The following is a 17,399-nucleotide window of genomic DNA, read 5'->3' as shown; positions in this document are numbered from 1 at the left end:
TTCGGCATCTCAGGTGCGATCGAGCTCGCGGAACGGCACGTTGCGGTCCGTGCGGACCTCGCCGGGGAGACCGAGCACCCGTTCGGCGATGACGTTCCGCAGGACTTCGTCCGTGCCGCCCGCGATGCGCGCGCCCGGCGAGCCCAGCCACTGGCGCTGCAGGTAGCGCCAGTTGCCGCCCAGAGCCTCGGAAGCAAGCAGCCCTTCCGGGCCGGCCAGTTCCATCGCGAACGAGGAAATCTCCTGCATCGCCTTCGCGGCGACAAGCTTGGTGATGGACATCTCGGGGCCGGGCGTCTTGCCCTTCGACAGGGCGGTCAGGCCGCGCGAGATGATCAGTGACACGCCCTGCTGGTCGAGGTAGGCGTCGGCGATGCGGGCGCGCACGCGCGCGTCCTCGATCGCCGGGCGCTCGTCCCAGACGCAGGTTCGGGCGAGATCGACGAGGTGCCGGTGCAGGTCGGTCGGCAGGTTGCCGCCTACCGACAGGCGTTCCTGCATCAGCGTGCTCAGCATCACCTTCCAGCCGCCGCCCTCGGGGCCGAGGCGATATTGGTCCGGGATGCGCACGTCGGTGAAGAACACCTCGTTGAACTCCGAGTCGCCGGACATCTGGTGGATCGGGCGGATCTCGACGCCGGGCGCTTTCAGGTCGACGATGAACATCGTGAGCCCGTCCTGCTTGGGCTTGTCCCAGTCGGTACGCGCCAGCAGGATGCCGAAGTCGCCGAAATGTGCCGACGAGGTCCACACCTTCTGGCCGTTGATGACCCACTCGTCGCCGTCGCGCACCGCGCGCGTGCGCACCGCGCCGGTGTCCGAGCCGGCGTCGGGCTCGGAGAAGAGCTGGCACCAGATCTCCTCGCCCGCGAGGCCCGGGCGCAGGAAGCGCGCCTTCAGCTCGGGGGCGGCCCAGCGCATCACGGTGGGCAGGCCCATGCCGATGCTGACCTCGAAGATCATCTGCGGCACGAGGTAGGCGGCTTCCTCCTGCTGGTAGATCACCTGCTGCATCGCCGTGCCGCCCATCCCGCCCGCTTCGCGCGGCCAGGCGATCGCGGCGTAGCCGGCGGAGGCCTTCTTCGCCTGCCAAGCCTTGGCGAGGGCAAGCTTCGCGGCCTCGTCCAGCCCTTCGCCGAATGCTTCGTCGGGGCGCGTGCGGCGTCGGCCGTTGGCCGCCAGCCAGCCGCGCACTTCCTCGCGGAAAGCGGCTTCTTCGGGGGAATCGTTGAAGTCCATGTGTCGGTGCTCCGCTTACGCGGCCTCCTTGATCAGTTCATCGGCGAGGCGCGCGCGCCAGGCGTGTTCGCTGCCGATCAGTTGCGCAAGGTGGCGCGCCCTGCGGTAGTAGAGGTGGCAGTCCATTTCCCAGGTGAAACCGATGCCGCCATGCAGTTCGATGCCTTCCTCGGCCGCGATCAGGAAGGCGCGGGTCGCCGCGACGCGGGCGGCGGCCGCCGCCCTGGGCAGCTCGGGGGCGTCCGACGATAGCGCCCATGCGCCGTAGTAGGCGTGCGCACGCGCCAGCTCGATGCGGGTGTAGATGTCCGCCATCTTGTGCTTGAGGGCCTGGAAGCTGCCGATCTGGCGGCCGAAGGCCTTGCGCTCAAGCGAGTAGTTGCGCGCGAGTTCGAGGATCCGCGCGGCCCCGCCGACTTGCTCAAAGGCGAGCAGGACGGCCGCTGCGTCGAGCACGCGGGCAGCCACGGCTGCGCCGTCGGTGGCCTCCAGCGTTTCCGCGGGCGTCCCGGCAAACTCGATCTGCGCCAGCGGGCGTGTCGGGTCGATGGTCGGCAGCGCCGTACGGCGCACGCCCGGGCCGTTGAGCTCGACCACGACCAGATCCTTGCCGACCTGCAGGACCGCGAGCTGCGCGATCGCGCCGTCGGGCAGGACCGGACTGGTACCAGTCAGGCGTTGGCCGTCGAAGCTGAGCGGGCTTGGTGTCCGGTAGCGCTCGGTGCTCGTGAAGGCCGCGGTGGCGATCACTTCGCCCTGCGCGATCCCGGGCAGCCAGCGCCGCTTCTGCGCTTCGCTGCCCGCCCGCTGCAAGGCCTCGCCGGCCAGGTAGATGCAGGATGACAAGGGCACGGCGGCAAGGTGGCGTCCGGCTTCCTCGGCCACCAGACACAGTTCCAGGTAGCCGAGACCGGCGCCGCCGTAGGCCTCGGGGATCGCGGCTGCGGCGGCGCCCATGTCGATGAGGTTTTGCCAGACCTTCGCCGAATGGGTCGCCCGCCCTTCGAGGACCTCGCGGACCACCTGCGAGGTGCTGTTCTCGGCGAGCATGGTGCGAACCGCGTCCTGCAACAGGCGCTGGTCGTCGGAAAAATCGAAATTCACGTTGTGCTCCTCACTATGGGGGCGTGCAGGTGGGCATCCGTCAGCGTGCGGCGGCGGGCGGGGTCACCCGGCGCGCGCCGTAGAAGGTCTGACCTTCCGCCGCCATGTCACGCAACAGTTGCGGGGCGGCGTACTGGCTGCCGTAGCGCGCGGCGAGGCGGTCGCATTCGGCGACCACGCGTTCGATGCCGATGGTGTCCATCATCGAGAACGGTCCACCCAGGTAGGCCGGGAAGCCGACACCGAGGATCGCGCCGACGTCGCCGTCGGCCGGATCGATCACGATGCCGTCGGCCATCGCCTTGGCGGCATCGACAAGCTGCGCGTAGAGCATGCGCGCCTTGACCTCTTCGACTGTCGGCTGCTCGGCGAGCGGCGGGAAGAGTTCGGCCAGCCCCTTCCACAGGCGCTTGCTGCCGTCGGCGGCATAGTCGAAGAAGCCCTTGCCGTTCTTGCGCCCGTGGCGGCCCAGTTCGCCGACCAGCTTCTCGACGAGGCGGAACGTCGGCGTCTCCTTGAAGGCCGCGCCTTCGTCCTTCTTGCGCTGCTGGCTCGCGTGGTAGGCGGTATCGAGACCGATCTCGTCAGACACCGTGAGGGGGCCAACCGGGATTCCGGCCATCTTCGCGGCGTTCTCGATCAGCGCGGGATTCACGCCCTCGGTGACCATCGCGAGGCTTTCGTTGACGTAGGCGCCGATGAAGCGGCTCGTGAAGAAGCCCGGTCCGTCGTTCACGACGATGGGCGTCTTCTTCATCGCCTGCACCAGATCCAGCGCCCGCGCCAGCGTTTCCGGCGAGGTCTTGCGCCCACGGATGATCTCGACCAGCGGCATGCGTTCGACCGGCGAGAAGAAGTGCATGCCGATGAAGTTCTGCGGCCGCTCGCCGGCCTCGGCGAGTTCGGTGATCGGCAGGCCCGAGGTGTTCGAGGCGATCACCGCATCCTTGGGCAGCACGGCCTCCAGCCGGCGCGTGACCTCGGCCTTGATCGCGCGGTCTTCGAACACCGCCTCGACAACCAGTTCGACGTCGGCGAGACCGGCGTAATCGGTGGTCGGATGGATGCGCGCGAGGATCGCGTCGGCCTTCTCCTGCGTCATGCGCCCCTTCGCGATGTCCTTTTCGAGGCGCTTGATCGAGTAGGCCTTGCCCTTGTCAGCGCCGGCCTGGTCACGGTCGATGAGCACCGTTTCGATGCCGAGCTTCGCGCAGTGGTAGGCGATGCCCGCCCCCATGAGTCCGGCGCCGACGACGCCGATCTTGCGGAAGGTGGTCTTCGGGACGCCTTCCGGGCGGTGCATCAGCTTGTCCGCCTTGCCCTTGTTGATGAACAGGGTGCGGATCATGTTGCGCGACACGGGGTCGAGTTGCAGCAGCGTGAAGTACTTGGCCTCGACTTCGAGCGCCTTGTCCATCGGTAGCTGCGGCCCCTCGTACAGGCACGAGAGGATGGCCTTCGGCGCGGGCAGGTTGTGATAGGTCTTGGCCTGCAGCATCGCATTGCTGACGACCAGCATCTGAGCGATCGCAGGTGTCATCGGGCCGGCGCCGCCCGGCACCTTGAAGCCCTTCTTGTCCCACGGCTGCACGGGATCGCCTTCTTCGACCAGCCAGCGGAGGGCCTCCGCCAGTAGCTCCTCGGCCGGCACGACCTTGTGCACGAGCCCCATCTTGAGCGCCTTCTCGGGGCTCAAGGCCTGGCCTTCCATGAGCACGGGCACGGCGGCCTGGATGCCGACGAGGCGCGACACGCGCTGAGTTCCCCCGCCGCCGGGCAGCAGACCCACCTGGACTTCCGGCAGGCCGAGCTGAATGCCCTTGCTGTCGGCGACGACGCGGAAATGGCATGCGAGCGCGATCTCGGTGCCGCCGCCCAGCGCGGTGCCGTTGATCGCGCAGGCGACCGGCTTGCCGCAGGTCTCCATGCGGCGCAAAAGCTTCGACAGCGACGCATTGCGTGCCAAGCGCTCGGCTACCGGCGTGTCGTGAGCTTCGAGCGAGGCCTCGATTCCCTTCAGGTCTGCTCCGGCGGCAAACACGGGTTTGCCCGACGTGAAGATTGCGCCCTTGATTCCGTCGTCGTTGACGAGGCGCTCGACCGCCGCCTCCATCTCGTCCATGAACTTCATGTCCATGGTGTTCATGGTGCTGTCGGTTCGGTCGAAGAGGAGGGTGGCGATGCCGTCGGCGTCCACCGAGATATGGATGACTTCAGTCATGATCAGGTCGATTCCTTGAATTATTCCGGTGGCGCTCAGACGAGCTCGATGACGGTGGCCGTGCCCATGCCGGCCGCTTCGCACAGGGTGACCAGGCCGGTGCCGACTTGGCGACGCTCCATTTCGTCGAGGAGCGTGCCGAGGATCATGGCGCCGGTCGCGCCCAGCGGGTGTCCCATCGCGATCGCGCCGCCGTTCCCATTGATGCGCTCGTGGGGTACATCGAGGCGTTCCATCAGGCACAGGACGACCGACGAGAAGGCCTCGTTCAATTCCCACAGGCCGATGTCGGAGGCGTTCATGCCGGCCTTCTTCAGCGCCTTCTGCGCGGCGAAGCTCGGCGCATCCAGCATCAGCGTCGGCTCGGAGCCGACGGTCGCCACCGAGCGGATGCGCGCGCGCGGCTTGAGGCCCGTGCGTGCGCCGATCTCGCGGTTGCCGACCAGCACCGCCGCTGCGCCATCGACGATGCCCGAGCTGTTGCCGGCGTGATGCATGTGGCTGATCGCTTCGAGCTGCGGGTACTTCAGCAGCGCGACGCCATCGAAGCCGTACTGCGTGCCCATCTCGAGGAAGGAGGGCTTCAGGGCAGCCAGCGATTCGAGCGTCGTGTCCGGGCGGATCGCTTCGTCTTTGGTGAGGATCGGCAGGCCGAGGACATCCTTCACCGGCACCACCGAGCGGGCGAACCAGCCGTTCGCCCACGCCTGGGCGGCGCGCCGCTGGCTCTCCACCGCATAGGCGTCGCACTGCTCGCGCGTGAAGCCGTGCAGGGTCGACAGTAGGTCGGCGCTCACGCCCTGCATCGTGAAATGCATCTTGAAGGCGACCTGGGGGTCGAGCGCCATCGCACCGCCGTCGCTCCCCATCGGTACGCGCGACATGCTCTCGACGCCTCCGCCGATGGCTAGGTCGATCTGCCCGCTGGCGACCTTCGCGGCAGCGAAGTTCACCGCCTCGAGGCCCGAACCGCAGTAGCGGTTCACCTGCACGCCCGGCACGCCGTGATCGAAGCCTGCGACGAGCGCTGCGACGCGGGCGATGTTGCCCCCCTGTTCGCCGACCGGGCACACGCAGCCGAGGAACACGTCCTCGACCAAGGCGGAGTCGAGCTGATTGCGGTCGCGCACCGCTTGCAGCATCTGCGCGGCGAGCTGCACCGGGGTGATCTCGGCGAGCGCGCCGTCGGCCTTGCCTTTGCCGCGGGGGGTGCGCACGTGGTCGTAGATGAAGACGTCCGTCATGACAGTTATATGGACGCCTCCCGTTTGCAAGGACGATTTGGTGTGTTGGGACAGATAGGCTGCAGTTTTATATCCGGCCTGTGGTGCAGGCCGATGCCTGCTGGCCCTGATGGAATCCGCTGACCCGCGCCTCATTTCCTTTGGTGGACTCGAAGTCCGGAACGTCATACAGGCTTGGCGGGTCACGGTCTGACCTGTTTGCCATCACACGTTTTCGTACCTTCGCAACCTTTACGGCGGCCACTCCTTTCTTCAAAGTGGTTGATTGACGTTGTGCTTCAGCCCTGCGCGGGTTGAGTCACAAACTCCCTTTGGTACGTCCGTTCATGAGCGAGAATCGCCCAGATCGTCCGCGCCATCTTGTTGGCCAAGGCCACCACCGCGACGTTGAGCGGTCGGCGCTGGCGTAATGCAGTCACCCACGGGCCCGGATCCTTCGCGTTCGTAAGAACCGCCCGGGCGCCGTGGATGAGCAGCGTTCGAAGGTAGGTGTCGCCGCGCTTGCTGATGCCAAGCAATTTGACTCGCCCGCCCGTGCCGGTCTGTCGTGGCACCAGTCCGGCGAAAGCGGCAAACTCCCGCCCGGACTTGAAGGTCTTGGCATCGCCCATGATGGCGACGGCGGCGGTCGCGGTCAGCGGCCCGACGCCAGGAATCTCGGCAATGCGCCGGCAGGCAGCGTCTTGCTTGAGCCAGTCTTTGATGCGCCGCTCGATAGTGGCGATCTCGGCATCCATCTTCTCGATGCGCGCCCACTGCTCGCGCAGGGTGTCGATGACGATCGCCGGCAGGCGATCCGACAGTCGTGCCAGGGCTTGCGTGATGCCCTTCCGGATGGCGGCTTTTCCCTGCGCCATGACTTCGCCGTATTCGGTGAGCAATCCCCGCAGGCCGTTGATCTGGGCGGTGCGGAACTTGACCAGCTGGCTGCGCATGCGATGCAGCGCCAGGATCGCTTGCTGTTCCTCGCTCTTGATGGCGACGGCCTTGACGTGCGGCTGCTGTACCGCCGTCCAGATCGCCCGCGCATCGTGGCGGTCATTCTTGTTGCCCGTCACGAAGGGCTTGACCGCCTTGCCAGGAAGCAGCTTGACCTGGTGCCCCAGCGCCGTGAGGCTCCGCGCCCAGTGCTGCGCGCCGCCGCAGGCCTCCATGCCGATCAGGCAGGGCTGCCGGTTGGCGAAGTGCTCGAGAAACTTCTCGCGCTTGAGCGGCAAACTCACGATCTCTCCCGTCTCCATGTCGATCCAGTGCAACTGGAACACCCGCTTGGCAATGTCGATGCCGACGACCGTTTTGCTATCATTCATCTCGGACCCTCCGGTTTGCCTGTGAAGATCTTCGTATCTTCCACCTTGGCACTTTGATGCCGTCGGCCCGTGAGGGTCCACCTCTCGATCGACCACCCCCGCAGAGTTATCCACGGCGCCGGGCGCCGCAGGTCCCTCTATCACCGCAGGCGACCGGCGCGGTGGGTAACTCGTGTTCAGCGCTCACGGGGGGCGGGAGGCGTCCATACCATTTCCTTTGTTCGGTTCGTGAGTCGAAGACGCTCGCCCGTCGTCGCCTTGAAGCCGTCGCGCTGCGGTGCAGGCCAAGCGTCGATTTGGAGTACGGGGCAATCGTATGGCAGGTGTGGTCGCGCCATGGAAATGTGAGCAATAAGCTGAACAGTGCTCCGCTATAATTCGCAAAGCACTGAAGTGCAATACGTTTTGTGCGTTGCATAAATCCGAACAGATTGCGCGGCCGGATAGCCTCCGCAGCGGAGGGAAAGGGAGACATCACCATGAGCAAGGGGGCAGGGCAGGCGACAACGCCTGCGGGCGCCGACAGCGCTGCACCGCGCGCCACGCCGTCCCAGGCGCGTGCGCGCTTCACGGTGGAGACCATCCTCGAAGCGGCGAGCGAGATCCTGCGTGTCCAGGGGGTCGATGCGGTGACCACGCGCAAGATCGCCGCGCGCGCGGGCGTTTCCGTCGGCGCGGTCTACCAGTACTTCCCGCACAAGGAAGCAATCCTCATCGAGATCAGCAAGCGCGTGATGGACGAGGAGTCCGAGGCGGCGTCACCGGAACTCTTCCGCCTGCACCGCAAGTCGCTCGACGAGATGCTGCAGGCGCTGTTCCGCAACACGGTGCGCACCGAAACACGCCTGTACTCGCTGGGGCGCGACTTCTACCAGCGCTACGCGCGCCACATGCAGTTCGGCCGTGCGCAGGGGCTCGGCCGCGGCTCGCGCACGTCCGAGCAGCTCGTCGCCAGCACGGAGATGCTGCTCAAGCAGCATGCGGACGTGGTCGGCGAACCTGACACTCAACTGGCGTCGTTCATGCTCGTCCGCGGCATGCGCAGCATCCTCGCGACCCTCGTCGAGGAGCGGCCGGAATTGCTGCAGTCGCCGTCGCTGGTGCCGATGCTGGTGCGGATTGCCCGCGCGATCAACGACTCGCGCGAAGAGGGGGAGGAGCCCGACCCGCTGGCGGGTGAGGAATGAAAGGGGCGCCAGCCTCGTGGCGGCGCCCGCTCTCCATTACATCGAGTGGTGATCAGGAGCGCACGGGTTGCGCCGTTACCCCCTTGTCGACAGTGCGGTTCATCCGCGTATCCGACGATTCGGGACGGACGGCTGTCGCAGGCAAGGGTTGCGCAGCGCTGACCGCCTCGCGGCGTCCCACGCCGAGCCAGCACGCGAGCGCGGGCAGCAGGAAGATCGCGCCGAGCACGTTCACCAGGAACATGAAGGCGAGCAGCACGCCCATGTCGGCCTGGAACTTCAGCGCCGAGAAGGCCCAGGTGCCGACGCCGATCGACATCGTCACGGCGGTGAAGACCGCGGCCGTGCCGCGCTGGCGCATCGCCTCGTAGAAGGCCTCGCGCAGGCTGTAGCCGTGTTCGGCCAGTTCGTGCTGCATGCGCTCGTAGATGTAGATGCCGTAGTCGACACCCACGCCTACCCCCAGCGCGATCACGGGGAGGGTCGCGACCTTGAGCCCGATGCCCAGCAGTGCCATCAGCGCAACTCCGTGATTCTGGCGTATGGCTGGATAGCGATCTGAAGCTCGCTGCTGCTCGAAGGCTTCCGACGGTCTCACCGGACGGATCCGGCATAGGCGCCCGCGCCGACGAGGTACTTGCCGACGCGCACGATGTAGCTGTGCTTGTTCTCCACTTTCAGGTTGGCCGGGTTGCGCCAGGCATAGTGCACGTCGCCCTCGCCCTTGCTCTTGGCCAGCGCGATCATCTCGCGTATGAAGTACTTGCCCTTCGCGTCGACGAGTTCCCCCGCCTTGCGGCCCACCTGGCGCGGGCTCCCTCCGTGCGCATAGACCAGTTCGTCCTCCAGGCCCACGACGAACACGTACAGGTCGTCCTGGACGAAGCCGCCGTCGAGGCTGTTGAAGCGCTCGAAGGCGCGTTCGCCATGCACCTTCAGCTCATGCACCGCGCGCCAGAGCATGGACTTGGCGAGTTCGATCGACGCGTTCGGGGCGTAGTAGCCTACGACCAGGATGCGGTCGCCGACAACGTGATACGTCGCGATCTTCGGTTCGGCACGGTTGCGGACCGGGTTGTACCAGCGGTACTCGAGGGTTCCGCTCTTGATGGTCCTGGCGCCGTCGAGGATCTCGCGGAAGAAGGGGCGGCCGTCCGAATCGGTCAACTCGCGCACGTTGCGGCCGATCAGCGCGGCCGACGAGCCGCCGCTGGCGATGAACTTGCCGTCCATGCCGAGGACATAGACGTAGAGGTTGCCGTCCTGGAATTCGCCGGCCTGGCTGAAGGTCGATAACCCCTGTTCGCCCTTCTCGCGCATGTAGCGCTCGGCGCGATCCAGCTGTAGGGCGGTCCGCGAGCGCCTTCGTAGTCCGGCTGGACGATGTCGCAGCGTCGACGGGGACCGGATACTCTGGCAAAGGACGTTCCCGGCATCGCCGTCATCACAAGGAGCATTGCATGACTGTAACCGTCGTTACCGGCTCGGCGTCGGGCATCGGGGCCGCCGTCAGCGCCCAGTTGCAGCAGGCCGGACATCGCGTGATCGGCATCGACCGGCGCGATGCGGACATCGTGGCCGATCTCTCCACCACCGAGGGGCGGCAGGCAGCGGTCGCCGCCGCGCTCGAGGCCTGCAACGGCGTGCTCGACGGACTGGTGTGCTGCGCCGGGCTGGGGCCGACCGCGAGCTCCTGTGGGCTGATCGTCGCCGTCAATTATTTCGGCATGAGCGAGCTGGTCGACGGCCTGGGCGACGCCCTCGCGTGCGGCGACAAACCCGCGGCGCTGCTGATAGGTTCGGTGGCTTCGGCCCACCCCGGCATCGACAAGCTGCCGATGGTCGAGTTGATGCTCGCGCGCGACGAAGCGGCGGCCAAGGCGCAGGCCGACGTGCTGGGCAATCCGCAGGCCGCGTACGCCGGCTCGAAGTACGCGATCACCGTGTTCGCGCGCCGCAAGGCGGTCGAGTGGGGCCGCCGCGGCATTCGCCTGAACGTGGTTGCGCCCGGCGCGGTCGAGACTCCGCTGCTGCAGGCCTCGTTGTCGGATGCGCGCTATGGCGAGGCAATCCGGAACTTCGTCTCGCCGCTGGGGCGCAACGGCAGCCCCGACGAGATCGCGCGGGTGGTCCGTTTCATGCAGTCGGAGCAGGCGAGTTTCATGCACGGCACAGCGGTGTTCGTCGACGGCGGCATGGATGCGCTGACCCGCCCGGAGCGCTTCTGAGTGCGTCGCGCTGGGCGATGAAGGTTCACTTGAGGCTGCCGTAAGCGTGAAGCTCGACGCGCACACCGGACTGGTCCAGGCGGAAGCGGGCGACGCGCCGGGGAGCGGGCCGGGGGCTCGCCGCCGGCAGATCCTCGAGGCGGCGGAGGAGTGCTTCCGCGACAAGGGGTTCCACGGCGCGAGCATCGCGGACATTTCAGCGGTGGCGGGCGTCAGCGCCGGCCACATCTACTACTACTTCAAGAACAAAGAAGAGATCATCACCGCGATCGCGGAGGCGGAGCTCGACGCCCTGCTCGAAATTCACGACGCGGTGCGCCTCGAACACAACGTTGTGGACGCGATCGTCGCACGCTCGGGCGACATCGCCCTCAATTACGCGGATCCGGAAAACTCGCGGCTGCGTCTGGAGATTCTCGCGGAGAGCGCACGCAATCCGTGCATTTCCGCGCGTGTGCATGCGCTCGACCGGCGCGCGCGCGAAAGCGCTTACCAGAGTCTGCGCCTGGTCAACGCGGGGCTGGCGGGCGAGGCCCTGGAGGCGCGGATTGCAGCGCAGTACGAACTGATCAGCGCGATCCTTTTCGGAATCACCGCCCGCGCCGTGCGCGGCATCGAGGTGGATCACGCCCTCCTGAAGCGGGAAGTGATGGACGCGGTCCGTCACGTGCTCGAGCGCAACTGACCTCAGGCCGTGCGCTCGATCAGGGCGTAGGCGGAATGGTTGTGGATGGATTCGAAGTTCTCGGCCTCGACAACGAAGTGGCCGATGCGCGGGTCCGCTCCCAGCGCGCCTGCGACGTCGCGGACGGTATCCTCGACGAACTTCGGGTTGTCGTAGGCGCGCTCGGTGACGAGCTTCTCGTCCGCGCGCTTCAGGAGACCGTAGAGCTCGCATGAGGCGAGGCGTTCGACGAGCTCGATGATCTCCTCGATCCACACGTGCTCGCGCAACGTTGCCGTGACCGTCACGTGCGAGCGCTGGTTGTGCGCCCCGTAGGCGGAGATCTTCTTCGAACACGGGCACAGGCTGGTCACCGGCACCAGCACCCTCAGGATCAGCCGGAAGCGGTCATCGTCGCCGACCGTGCCGGTGAGCGTTACCTCGTAATCCATCAGGCTGCTGACGCCGGACACCGGCGCGGCCTTGTTCACGAAGAAGGGAAAGCGCATTTCGAGATGCCCGGTGCGGGCCTCGAGGCGGGCGATCATGTCGCGCACCATCGGCTCCAGCGCCTCGACCGAGATCTCGTGCTCGCGCCCGTTGAGGATCTCGACAAAGCGCGACATGTGCGTGCCCTTGAAGTGCTGCGGCAGGCCCACGTACATGTCGAAGACCGCGACGGAACCCTGCGTGTGGCCGCTGCGGTCGCGCACCCGCACCGGGTGGCGGATCGAGCGGATGCCGACCTTGTCGATCGGCATCGCGCGCGCGTCGTGTGCGGACTGCACATCCGGGATGTCGTTGAGTTTCATCGCGTCGTTCCGGTGAGGGCTCGGTCGAATCGTCCGCTGCCGCGCCGACCGCATCATCGTCCATTCAGACGATGGTCCAGGTAACCCAAATGGCCGGTTCGCCGCCGTCACGCGCATTAGTCTCAACGGACGATGTTCCACTTTCCCGCCGGGTGAATGATTGGTTCCGTCAGAGTGCCGGTGTCTCACACCGCCGGCCCTGCTGTCCCCAAGTGACATCGCAGCGCACGAGGGGGCGAGAGAACAGAAATAACGGAGACAAATGCATGGATAACGGCATCGCGGCCCGCAACGCATCGCAGCCTTCGATGGACCTCGTGTCGCGGGACGAGACCCAGGCCAAGCTGGATCGCCGCGCGCAGAGCAGTGCACTGATCAAGCCGCGCGACCTGTACACGATCGCCGACCGCGTCGAGGCGCAGGCGGCGGTGCAAGGCCGGCGGCCTTTCCTGGTTTACGGCGATGCCCACTTCAGCTATGCCGAAGTCGATGCGTGCGCTAATCAATATGCACATGCGATGCACGCCCGCGGACTGGGTCCGGGGGACGTCTGCGCGATGGCGATCGAGAACCGGCCCGAATTCTTCTTCGCCTGGTTCGGCCTAGCCAAGCTCGGCGCCGTTGCAGCATTCATTAACACGCAGGTGAGTGGCAGGCCGTTGGCTCACGCGATCGAGACGACCGGCGCTAAGGCGGTATTGATCGGCGAGGAGTGCCTGGCGAATTTCGGCGCGACGGAGGGGATCCTGGATGTCATGCAATGGCTGCTGCCGGATACCGAGAAACCGGCCCCGGCGAGCCTGCGACGCTCCGGCGACTCCGACTTCGCGGATGCGGTCGAGCGCGCGCCGCGCAACGCCTTTCCACGCGAACTGCGCGCGCCGCTGACTGCGGAGACTCCGGCCCTGCTGATCTTCACGTCAGGCACCACGGGCCTGCCGAAGGCCGCGCGCTACAGCCATATGCGCTGGATGTCGTCGGGCGATGTGATGGTCGACACCATCGGTGCGAACCCGAATGACGTCTTCTACTGCTTCCTGCCGCTCTACCACGGTGCGGCAGCGACCTCGGTCACGTCTACCGCGCTGAAGGCGGGTGCGACGATCGTCGTGCGCCGGAAATTCAGTACGCGCGAGTTCTGGAACGACGTGCGCCGCTACGGTGTCACCGTGTGCCAGTACATCGGCGAGATCTGCCGTTATCTGCTCAACCAGCCCGCCATGATGCGTGACCGCGACCATGGCCTGCGCTGCATGATGGGGGCGGGTCTGACGCCCGAATCCTGGCTGCGATGGGTGGAACGCTTCGGCCCGATCCAGATCTTCGAGGGCTGGGGATCGACGGAGGCGAACACCAATCTGATCAACGTCGACAACCACATCGGTTCCTGCGGTCGCGTGCCGTATTGGGAGAAGACCAACTTCCGTCTTGTGCGCTACGACCTCGAAAGCGGCGAGCATGTGCGCGATGCGCGCGGGTTCTACCTGCTGTGCCAGCCGGGCGAGGTGGGGGAGGGCATCGGCTACATCGTCGACCACCCGGACATCGGGGGCGGGCGCTTCGAAGGCTATACCTCGGCGGAGGCCACGGAAAGGAAGATCCTGCGCAACGTCTTCGCCGAAGGCGACGCGTACTGGAGTTCGGGTGACCTGCTGCGCTACGACGACGACGGCTACTTCTACTTCGTCGACCGCATCGGCGACACCTATCGCTGGAAGAGCGAGAACGTCTCGACGATGGAGGTTGCCGATGCGCTCTCCGATTATCCCGGTGCCGAGCTGATCAACATCTATGGCGTGAAGGTGCCCGGGCACGAGGGCCGTGCCGGGATGGCGGCGATCGTGATGCAGGAGGACCACCGTTTCGACCCCGCGGGCTTCTATGCGCTGGCGGAGGCGCGCCTGCCGCGTTACGCGGCGCCGCTCTTCGTGCGCGTGCCGCGGGCGGCCGACCTCACCACCACCTTCAAGTTGCGCAAGGTCGATCTGCAGCGCCAGGGTTACGACCCGGCAGCTTTCGATGACCCGCTGTACGTCCGCAGCGAAGCGGAGCGCACTTACCTGCCGTATTCCGCCGATGCGCTGGAGAACGAGGGCCTTCCTGCATTCAGTGCGACCACGGGGACGTCGATATAGTCCATTTGGACGATGTGCGCCGCGGCCGGGCGGCGCAAGTTGTGTCATACATCGAACCGGCCACCGATGCCCCGCAGCGGGACTGGCGGATCGGGATCGGTCAGTAAAGAGGTCCGTCAGAGGCCCGACTGGAGAGAGACAATGAGGATCAAGCTGCTCGTGTTGGGCGCCCTGTGCGCCTTCTTCGGCTTCCAATGGTTCACGGGGGCCGCCACCCACGACAATGTCGTGTCCTGCGCCGCATCCGTTCACCACTGTCCCGGCGCCATCGTTGTTGGGCGGGCATCGCCCGATCAGTTCTTCGGTGCGCTGACGGTGCGCTAGGCGCGCATCCGCGCTGGCCGTCAGCCGGCCGGCGCGGAGTCGGCGTCAGTTGGTCCTGAAGCCGAGCGTCCCGCCCTTTTGCCGGGGTGGGCATTCCTTGAGCGAGCGCATGTGGGCACCGATCAGGTCATAGACCTGTCCGCCCCAGGCGACGCCCGTACGCATCGACAGCTCGTTGGCCTTGTGGCCGTCGTGGCGCTCGTAGGGGTCCATGCGCAGGTTGAAGGTCAACGCGCTGGGCTGCAGATGGTCGAAAAAGCCCTCTCGCGTCTTCAGGTGCGATTTCCAAGGGCCGATCCGCACTGCCGTGAGCTCGCTCTCGTTGTAATAGATTACCGAGTTCCGGGCTGACGGCCGCTTGCCCTGCCAGTGCTCGAGGTTGTCGACGCCGTCGATGCATACCTGATGGCTGCCGCGCAGCCGTTCCGGCAGGCCGCGTTGACCGGCCGCGGCGGCCAGGGTCGTGATCAGGTCCTCGTGCGTCTGGACGCCGTTGGAGACCGAACCCGCGCGGATCGCGGACGGCCGGCGCACGAGCATGGGTACCCGCACCCCGCCTTCCCAGGCCGTTGCCTTCTCCCCGCGGAACGGCGTCGCGCCGCTGTCCGGCCACCAAGAGCTCATCGCGCCGTTATCCGCCGCGTATACACGACGATCGTGTTGTCGGCGATCTTCAGCTTGTCGAGCAGGGTGAGCAACTGACCGACGTGGCCGTCGTGCTCCATCAGCCCGCTGCCAAAGACGTCGAACTCGGACGAGATGTCGTTGGCGAGTCGGCGCGATGCTTCCTTCAGATGGGTGTAGATATGCATCCGGGTGGGGCTGAACCAGGCGAAGAAGGGCTGGCCCGCATCGACCGACCTGCGAATCAAGCGCTCGGTGTGGCCGACGAACTCATCATCGACCGTCTCCATGCGCTTGGTGATGAGGGGGCCGGTGTCCTTACAGCGCTGTCTGCCCCATCGGCCGAAGCGCGGATTCTCGCGTCCCTCGTCGTCCGCGGCCACACAGTCGAGAACGCCGCGCGGCCGGTCGGCTGTTGAAGTCGGGATCCTTCGACCACATCGCCAGTTTCGGTTCCGACTCGGAATGTGGATGATATAGATTGCCGAAGAATTCGTCGAAGCCATGCACCGTCGGCATGTGTTCGTTGCGGTCGCCGAGGTGATTCTTGCCGAACTGGCCGGTGCGGTAAACCGCAGTCTTGAGGACCTCGGCCAACGTCGGATCGCGCCGGTGGAGACCGACCCGGGAGACGGGCAGACCGACGGTCGTGAGGCCGGTGCGGATCGGCAGCTGCCCGGTGATGAAGGCGGCGCGGCGAGCGCCGCCGTCGCGCTGCACTATTGGCACGCAACTTCGTCATCGGGTGTCTCCTCTTGTTGGAAGCGAATCGCCCGGCGCCTGCACGCCGAGCCGGCGCTGGATTTCCGGCATATCCTTGGCGACCTGCGGGATCGCCGCGCGCAGCGCGCAGCCGCCGCGGATGGGGCTGGCACTGACGAAGCAGGCGATCAACCACGTCGAGGACCTGTAGGGCAAGCGCACGGCGATGGATGCCGCCTTCAGCTGGCACCACTTCGCACACGCCCACAACGAACTGCTCTCCGGCGACAAGCTCGGCGGCTACGACGCGAAGGCCATGGCTCAAGCCAACAAGCAGGCGGCCCTGAAAGCCGGGGAGGACGCATGAACCGCGACGCGATGCCCGATTGCTCGCCGCTGCTCAGCACGCCGCTCACGCAGGGGCTCGCATCGCCGCGGCGCCGGAGCTGGCCGCGATCACGGCGAGCGAGGTCTATCCCGGCGTCGGCGCGGCGACGCGCGAGCAATTTGCCGACTATGCCCGGCGCGCCGGAACGACCGGCCACCATCCGGTCGGGACGTGCCGCATGAGCGACGATGATGCGGCGGTGGTCGACGCGCAACTCGCCGTGCGCGGCGTCGCGGGTCTGCGCGTCGCCGACGCGTCGGTGATGACGAGGCTGATTTCCGGCAACACCAATGCGGCGGCCATCATGATCGGCGAACGGGCCGCCGAGTTCATCCGTGCCAGCTCGCGTTGAAGCAGCCTCGGCCCCCATTACAGCTTGCGGGAAGAACGAAATGAGCATGCCGAACGAGGCACCGTACCCACTCCTGGAAGCACTGCGCGTGATGAAGGACGCGCAGCGCCGAGCGGGCGAAGTCACCGCGGAGGTGCGCATCGATCGCCTGATCCGACTTCTCGAGCTCCTGCGCACCTGCGCCGACGACTTCTGCGCGGCGCTGGATGCGGATTTCGGCGGCCGGTCGCGTGAGATCTCGCTCGATGAATGCCGGCCAGATCTGGGGCAGCCCGGACACCGTGTGCGTCCCGCGCGAAACGCTGGAGCACTTCGTCTCCGCCTGTGTCGACGTGCATCGGACGCTGTTTCCGCCCGACGCGGGGCCGGCGACCCTGACTGCGGTCGTCGATGATCGGCATCGGGCGCGGCTCGATGCGTATCTGGAGGAGGTCGCGGCGCGCGGCGGGCGCATCGTCGACTGCGGGGGCGGGACAGCGTCGTCGGGCCGGCGCCGGACCTTGCGACTGGTGATCGAATCCCCGCTCGACAGCCGGATCGCCCGCGAGGAGATCTTCGGCCCGCTGCTGCAGGTCGAGTCCTACGCCGACATCGACCAGGTGATCGGTCGGATCAACAATGGCCCGCAGCCTCTCGCATCGTACTACTTTGGCACCGACAGGCGCGAGGAGCAGCAGGTGCTGGAGTACACCCTTTCCGGCGGGATCGCCATCAACGACGTGCTCATTCAGGTCGCCGCTCACGATGCGCCCTTCGGCGGTGTGGGCGGTTCGGGCATGGGGGTGTATCACGGGCGGGAGGGATTCGAGGAATTCTGCCACCGGCACACGGTGTATCGCAGCGACTGAGGGGATCGCGCAAGGCA

General features: G+C 66.5%; 18 protein-coding genes and 1 pseudogene. 8 read left to right on the top strand and 11 right to left on the bottom strand.

The genetic code is table 11. The features are described 5' to 3' along the window. Window positions 1-9: 9 nt before the first annotated feature. The 5 genes from GO606_RS14480 to GO606_RS14460 all read right to left on the bottom strand — a co-directional run bounded on the left by GO606_RS14480 (window position 10) and on the right by GO606_RS14460 (window position 7,118). Window positions 10-1,239: an acyl-CoA dehydrogenase family protein gene (locus GO606_RS14480; RefSeq protein WP_169120201.1), complete on the bottom strand. Its 1,230-nt coding sequence runs from the start codon at window positions 1,237-1,239 to the stop codon at window positions 10-12. Between the two features lie 15 nt (window positions 1,240-1,254). After that, complete coding sequence (locus tag GO606_RS14475; RefSeq protein WP_169120203.1) at window positions 1,255-2,343, bottom strand: acyl-CoA dehydrogenase family protein; 1,089 nt, start codon at window positions 2,341-2,343, stop codon at window positions 1,255-1,257. Window positions 2,344-2,383: 40 nt separating this feature from the next. Continuing rightward, window positions 2,384-4,564: a 3-hydroxyacyl-CoA dehydrogenase NAD-binding domain-containing protein gene (locus GO606_RS14470; RefSeq protein WP_169120205.1), complete on the bottom strand. Its 2,181-nt coding sequence runs from the start codon at window positions 4,562-4,564 to the stop codon at window positions 2,384-2,386. Between the two features lie 35 nt (window positions 4,565-4,599). Further along, the gene (locus GO606_RS14465; RefSeq protein WP_169120207.1) at window positions 4,600-5,808 is read right to left on the bottom strand and encodes an acetyl-CoA C-acetyltransferase; all 1,209 of its coding nucleotides are present in this window, start codon (window positions 5,806-5,808) and stop codon (window positions 4,600-4,602) included. 278 nt (window positions 5,809-6,086) lie between these two features. After that, on the bottom strand, window positions 6,087-7,118 hold the full coding sequence (locus GO606_RS14460; protein ID WP_169120919.1) for an IS110 family RNA-guided transposase: 1,032 nt from the start codon (window positions 7,116-7,118) through the stop codon (window positions 6,087-6,089). Window positions 7,119-7,597: 479 nt separating this feature from the next. Between GO606_RS14460 and GO606_RS14455 the strand changes: the two genes are divergently transcribed. Further along, complete coding sequence (locus GO606_RS14455) at window positions 7,598-8,305, top strand: TetR/AcrR family transcriptional regulator (RefSeq protein WP_169119401.1); 708 nt, start codon at window positions 7,598-7,600, stop codon at window positions 8,303-8,305. A 52-nt stretch (window positions 8,306-8,357) separates the two neighbouring features. Here the strand turns inward: GO606_RS14455 and GO606_RS14450 are convergent. After that, window positions 8,358-8,828: pseudogene (locus tag GO606_RS14450) on the bottom strand (MMPL family transporter); the annotation flags it as partial. A 71-nt stretch (window positions 8,829-8,899) separates the two neighbouring features. After that, on the bottom strand, window positions 8,900-9,625 hold the full coding sequence (locus GO606_RS14445) for a cache domain-containing protein (protein ID WP_169119400.1): 726 nt from the start codon (window positions 9,623-9,625) through the stop codon (window positions 8,900-8,902). A 140-nt stretch (window positions 9,626-9,765) separates the two neighbouring features. Here GO606_RS14445 and GO606_RS14440 point away from each other — a divergent pair, with 140 nt between their 5' ends. Together GO606_RS14440 and GO606_RS14435 are read left to right on the top strand one after the other, a co-directional pair. Further along, window positions 9,766-10,533, top strand: a complete 768-nt coding sequence (locus tag GO606_RS14440) for an SDR family oxidoreductase (protein ID WP_169119399.1) — start codon at window positions 9,766-9,768, stop codon at window positions 10,531-10,533. Between the two features lie 46 nt (window positions 10,534-10,579). Next, on the top strand, window positions 10,580-11,218 hold the full coding sequence (locus tag GO606_RS14435; RefSeq protein ID WP_169119398.1) for a TetR/AcrR family transcriptional regulator: 639 nt from the start codon (window positions 10,580-10,582) through the stop codon (window positions 11,216-11,218). Between the two features lie 2 nt (window positions 11,219-11,220). Here GO606_RS14435 and folE2 read toward each other — a convergent pair whose 3' ends face one another. Then, window positions 11,221-12,009, bottom strand: coding sequence for a GTP cyclohydrolase FolE2 (gene folE2 / locus GO606_RS14430; RefSeq protein ID WP_211166720.1), 789 nt, complete (start codon window positions 12,007-12,009; stop codon window positions 11,221-11,223). Between the two features lie 89 nt (window positions 12,010-12,098). Here folE2 and GO606_RS14425 point away from each other — a divergent pair, with 89 nt between their 5' ends. Next, window positions 12,099-14,144: a long-chain-acyl-CoA synthetase gene (locus tag GO606_RS14425; protein WP_246979607.1), complete on the top strand. Its 2,046-nt coding sequence runs from the start codon at window positions 12,099-12,101 to the stop codon at window positions 14,142-14,144. A 141-nt stretch (window positions 14,145-14,285) separates the two neighbouring features. Then, window positions 14,286-14,468, top strand: a complete 183-nt coding sequence (locus GO606_RS14420; protein ID WP_169119396.1) for a hypothetical protein — start codon at window positions 14,286-14,288, stop codon at window positions 14,466-14,468. A 45-nt stretch (window positions 14,469-14,513) separates the two neighbouring features. Here the strand turns inward: GO606_RS14420 and GO606_RS21955 are convergent, their stop codons facing one another. Genes GO606_RS21955 through GO606_RS21945 form a run of 3 tightly spaced genes read right to left on the bottom strand, consistent with a single transcriptional unit; the run spans window position 14,514 to window position 15,812 of the window. Next, on the bottom strand, window positions 14,514-15,092 hold the full coding sequence (locus GO606_RS21955; RefSeq protein ID WP_281503925.1) for a sulfatase-like hydrolase/transferase: 579 nt from the start codon (window positions 15,090-15,092) through the stop codon (window positions 14,514-14,516). Then, window positions 15,089-15,382 (bottom strand): sulfatase-like hydrolase/transferase, encoded by a 294-nt coding sequence (locus GO606_RS21950; protein WP_281503924.1) that lies wholly within the window; start codon window positions 15,380-15,382, stop codon window positions 15,089-15,091. Before GO606_RS21950 ends, GO606_RS21955 begins: the two co-directional genes overlap by 4 nt. 28 nt (window positions 15,383-15,410) lie before the next feature. Continuing rightward, window positions 15,411-15,812 (bottom strand): sulfatase-like hydrolase/transferase, encoded by a 402-nt coding sequence (locus GO606_RS21945; RefSeq protein WP_281503923.1) that lies wholly within the window; start codon window positions 15,810-15,812, stop codon window positions 15,411-15,413. Between the two features lie 208 nt (window positions 15,813-16,020). On the opposite strand from GO606_RS21945, the gene GO606_RS14410 reads away from it, so the two are divergent. The 3 genes from GO606_RS14410 (at window position 16,021) to GO606_RS14400 (ending at window position 17,382) form a co-directional block, all read left to right on the top strand. After that, window positions 16,021-16,161: a hypothetical protein gene (locus GO606_RS14410; protein WP_246979606.1), complete on the top strand. Its 141-nt coding sequence runs from the start codon at window positions 16,021-16,023 to the stop codon at window positions 16,159-16,161. Between the two features lie 19 nt (window positions 16,162-16,180). Then, the gene (locus GO606_RS14405; protein WP_246979604.1) at window positions 16,181-16,534 is read left to right on the top strand and encodes a GMC oxidoreductase; all 354 of its coding nucleotides are present in this window, start codon (window positions 16,181-16,183) and stop codon (window positions 16,532-16,534) included. Between the two features lie 245 nt (window positions 16,535-16,779). After that, entirely contained in the window at window positions 16,780-17,382 is a 603-nt protein-coding gene (locus GO606_RS14400; RefSeq protein ID WP_246979602.1) for an aldehyde dehydrogenase family protein, read from the top strand. Window positions 17,383-17,399: the final 17 nt, after the last annotated feature.

This window comes from Aromatoleum anaerobium, assembly GCF_012910705.2.
In the GTDB taxonomy this organism is placed as follows: Bacteria; Pseudomonadota; Gammaproteobacteria; order Burkholderiales; family Rhodocyclaceae; genus Aromatoleum; species Aromatoleum anaerobium.
Note: the sequence above shows the minus strand (reverse complement) of the source record. Positions and strands in the feature narration are given on the sequence as shown.

What these genes read in the sequence shown, in the direction of transcription:
- GO606_RS14455 (WP_169119401.1), top strand. Translation starts at nt 7,598, where the DNA reads ATGAGCAAGGGGGCAGGGCAGGCGACAACGCCTGCGGGCGCCGACAGC.
- GO606_RS14445 (WP_169119400.1), bottom strand. Translation starts at nt 9,625, where the DNA reads ATGCGCGAGAAGGGCGAACAGGGGTTATCGACCTTCAGCCAGGCCGGC.
- GO606_RS14440 (WP_169119399.1), top strand. Translation starts at nt 9,766, where the DNA reads ATGACTGTAACCGTCGTTACCGGCTCGGCGTCGGGCATCGGGGCCGCC.
- GO606_RS14425 (WP_246979607.1), top strand. Translation starts at nt 12,099, where the DNA reads ATGGCCGGTTCGCCGCCGTCACGCGCATTAGTCTCAACGGACGATGTT.
- GO606_RS14460 (WP_169120919.1), bottom strand. Translation starts at nt 7,118, where the DNA reads ATGAATGATAGCAAAACGGTCGTCGGCATCGACATTGCCAAGCGGGTG.
- GO606_RS14410 (WP_246979606.1), top strand. Translation starts at nt 16,021, where the DNA reads ATGGATGCCGCCTTCAGCTGGCACCACTTCGCACACGCCCACAACGAA.
- GO606_RS14465 (WP_169120207.1), bottom strand. Translation starts at nt 5,808, where the DNA reads ATGACGGACGTCTTCATCTACGACCACGTGCGCACCCCCCGCGGCAAA.
- GO606_RS14480 (WP_169120201.1), bottom strand. Translation starts at nt 1,239, where the DNA reads ATGGACTTCAACGATTCCCCCGAAGAAGCCGCTTTCCGCGAGGAAGTG.
- GO606_RS21955 (WP_281503925.1), bottom strand. Translation starts at nt 15,092, where the DNA reads ATGAGCTCTTGGTGGCCGGACAGCGGCGCGACGCCGTTCCGCGGGGAG.
- GO606_RS14400 (WP_246979602.1), top strand. Translation starts at nt 16,780, where the DNA reads ATGAATGCCGGCCAGATCTGGGGCAGCCCGGACACCGTGTGCGTCCCG.
- GO606_RS14420 (WP_169119396.1), top strand. Translation starts at nt 14,286, where the DNA reads ATGAGGATCAAGCTGCTCGTGTTGGGCGCCCTGTGCGCCTTCTTCGGC.
- GO606_RS21950 (WP_281503924.1), bottom strand. Translation starts at nt 15,382, where the DNA reads ATGGAGACGGTCGATGATGAGTTCGTCGGCCACACCGAGCGCTTGATT.
- GO606_RS14470 (WP_169120205.1), bottom strand. Translation starts at nt 4,564, where the DNA reads ATGACTGAAGTCATCCATATCTCGGTGGACGCCGACGGCATCGCCACC.
- folE2 (WP_211166720.1), bottom strand. Translation starts at nt 12,009, where the DNA reads ATGAAACTCAACGACATCCCGGATGTGCAGTCCGCACACGACGCGCGC.